Source organism: Streptomyces sp. URMC 129 (assembly GCF_051386415.1).
Taxonomy (GTDB): domain Bacteria; phylum Actinomycetota; class Actinomycetes; order Streptomycetales; family Streptomycetaceae; genus Streptomyces.
In genome coordinates, this window is the sequence record NZ_JBPQTQ010000240.1 from 1 (window position 1) to 3,247 (window position 3,247).

The window sequence follows — 3,247 nt, forward strand, 5'->3', positions numbered from 1 at the left end:
GGGATGACTGGTCGCGCAGGTCGTCGATAAGGGTGTGGAGGGGGGTGCGGGGCCGGGCTGCGGCGCGTTCGCCGGCTACGCGCAGGGCCAGGGGGAGGCGGGCGCACAAACGGGCGAGTTCGGCGATGTCCTGGTCGTGATCGGTGCGGTGGCCAGCGGTGGTGGTCTTGAGCAGTTCGATGGCGGCTGGTTCGTCGAGGACGTCGAGGGTGAGGCGCTGGGCGCCGTCGCGGGTGATCAGGCCGGACAGGCGGCTGCGGCTGGTGACAAGAGTCAGGCAGGTGTCTGTGCCGGGCAGCAGGGGGCGTACCTGGCTGGCGGTGGCGGCGTTGTCGAGCACGATGAGGATGTGTTTGTCGGCTAGGAGGGTGCGGTAGGCCGCTGCTCGGGCGTCCTCGTCGGCCGGGATTGCTGCGGGGGGCATGCCCAGGGCTTGGAGGAAGCGTTCCAGGGCCTGGGCTGGGGTGATGGGGGTGGCGGGGTCGTAGCCGCGGAGGTTGATATGCAGTTGTCCGTCGGGGAAGTGGGCGCGTGCCCGGTGGGCCCAGTGCACGGCCAGGGAGGTCTTGCCCACCCCAGCGGTTCCCGCGATCACGCACAACCGTCCGCCACCGCCGCCGGCACCTTCCAGCAGGGCGTCCAGGCGTTCCAGCTCCGCCTCCCGGCTGACGAACCCCCGCACATCGCCAGGGAGCTGCCGCGGCACCACAGGATTCGCCGGAGGCATCCGGTCGGTGGTGTGGAAGTGCACGCCACCGGAGAAATCCCGGCCCTGCACCACCCCATGAGCCTCGCCCGAGAAATCCGACCGCGTACCGTCTCCGAGCCCGTCCCCCATACTCGGTCCCCTCTTCACCCACGCCGCCAGTGGGTAACCGAACTACCACAAGTATCCCGCCCTCACCCGCCCCCTGACAGAGGACTTTCGGCAAGAACAGGCCCGGAAGAGGCTGGTACGTCGCCAGGCAGAGCTTTACCGATCAGCGCGGTCTTGGCGTCCCGGTCGTTGCGGGCCGCGGCACAACGAAGTCCGCTGTCCGGCCAGCACGCACAGCCCTTCCCGGGCCCCAGTGAGTTGGGTCTTGGCGTAGCCGCCGGCTGCTGCGCTCGCCGTCTGGGTGATCAGGCGGAACCGCTCCGGGGGCCGTCCCACCGCACGCGAAGGGTGACGGTAGCCGCCCGTACCTCGGCGACCGCCAGGATCAGCATGTCCGCTCTGGCCTCCAGGTCGGCAGAGGCTCTATGGCTTGAAGCCGGGAGCACGAGCGGTGCCGCGCGGTAACGGGGCGACAGCGGAACACCAGCAGCGGAATCATGTCCCCATGGGGCGGACGTCAGGCCGGGTGGTCAGCGATCAGGAATACACGGCGCGGGTCCGGCGGCACAGGCCGAGTGCGCTGCTGCCGCTGATCGCGGGCGCGTCGGCGAAGTACCACCTGGACACCTGGTGGAAGAGTCCGTACCGCAAGTACACGCCGTGGTCGCTGGCCGACGTGGCGCGGGTGTCGCTGTCCTACGGCAATGAGCACCGGCAGGATGCGGCCGAGGCCGACCTGCTGCGGATCTTGGACATGTACTCGCAGCTGGATGACCACTTCGTTCGAGGCGACGCCGATCTCGGGTCTCTGGAGCGCTTCCTGCTGCGCACCTCCGGTGAGCAATTCCTCTACCAGGAGCCGCCGTACCCGGAGCTCGCCCGTTCCGCGGCCATGCTCGCGCAGACCACCGCGGGACGTCCCGCCCGATGCCTGCGCCCGGGCTGGGAGGAAGACCTGCTGGGCACCAGCCTGTCTCACTACGTCGGGACCGCGCTGCTGCTCTGGACATCGGCGGTCCAATTCGGCGGCTGGTTCGATCCCGTCTGCCTGGACACCGCCGGTATGGCACCCGTCTGTGACATCATCCCTGCCGAGACGATCACTTCCGTCACCGAGGCGCACTTCGCCACCGACACCCCGCCTTCCGCGAGGAGAACGCCGCCGCCCGCCTGACCGCCGATCCGCTGCGGCGGCGCTTCGAGTACAACCCACTGCGCGGCCGCCCTTTCCTGCGCGGCTACGGCCCCGGTTACCTCGCCCCGGTGAACCACCTCATCCCCGCCAAGGCCAGCCCGCTTGGCATCTACTACACCGGCGTCGCCCGCTACGGCAGTGCCTTCGCCCAAGACCTCGGCGACCTGTTCGAGGCCTACGTCGGCCGCCAGCTCAAACTGCTGCCCCACACCACGGTCATCCCCGAGATCATCTACGGCCGCAACCTGGCCCGCAGCGTCGACTGGATCGTCATCACCGACGAGCTGGTGCTGCTGGTGGAAGTGAAATCCGTGCGGCCCACCCAGCATCTGCGCCTGGCCACCGACCATCGTCTTGAGGAACTGCGCCGCATGCTCGGGCACGCCTACCAGCAGATCGACAACACCGCCGCCCTCATCAAAACCCCGCCCCCGGAAAACCCAGACCACAAAACACCACAGCGGGACACCCGCCACAACCGCCCGCACACCACCCGGCACGGACACACCACCCGGACCGGGCCGGACACCCAGACCGGACCAGGCCGGGCCAGGCACCCCCCGGCGGCTGGAACACCACCGCCGGACAGGACAGCCCGCCGCCCTCGGGGTCCTTCACCCGCAACCTCCCCCGACACCGGCACCGCCCGCAACAGCCCGCCCCAGCCGCACACCTCCAGCACCGGCCCGCGGCACCACCAACCGGCTCAAAATGCCCAGCCACCACACGTCCGGACACACCGGCCCCAACCTCCTGCGCAACCGCGTCCTGCTCACCCGGCGAACCCGCCACCCGGACCACAGGACCACCGGCAGAACCCGGATCCCCACACGCACGGCACCGGTGAAGACCACCGGACGGACCAGGTACTTCCGGCCGGTCTGCCATCCCGTCATGCCACCCACGACCCTGCCGGTAACCGTGGAGACCGGACTCCCAGGAGACCCCGGCACCCCGAACGCCCCAGCCAGGCAGGCCCGCACCTCCTCCGTCACCAGCCCTCCGGCAGCAAGCGCAACCCCCCAACGCGTCCACCCCGGCCAGGCGCTCCCGCCGCTCCGTGACGATCCCCGCACCGAAAAGAGCCGTCCCGGTCCGCGGGCAGAGGTACATCCGGACCCCGCCCCACACCGGTCAGCACGGTCTCCCGGGCACAGTCGCAGCCCCCGGTTCCCGCCCACCGGATCACGACCATCGCAACCGGGAAGACCAGCCACCCGCCCCCGGCACCGACT

The 3,247-nt window shown here is 70.1% G+C and carries 2 protein-coding genes; one reads left to right on the forward strand and one right to left on the reverse strand.

The window, feature by feature from the left end; all coding sequences use genetic code 11:
- Nucleotides 1-781: AAA family ATPase (locus ACSNOC_RS27335; RefSeq protein WP_436750260.1), on the reverse strand; the 781-nt coding region annotated here is incomplete at its 3' end.
- A 541-nt stretch (nucleotides 782-1,322) separates the two neighbouring features.
- Here ACSNOC_RS27335 and ACSNOC_RS27340 point away from each other — a divergent pair.
- Nucleotides 1,323-1,991: a hypothetical protein gene (locus ACSNOC_RS27340; protein WP_436750261.1), complete on the forward strand. Its 669-nt coding sequence runs from the start codon at nucleotides 1,323-1,325 to the stop codon at nucleotides 1,989-1,991.
- Nucleotides 1,992-3,247 lie beyond the last annotated feature (1,256 nt).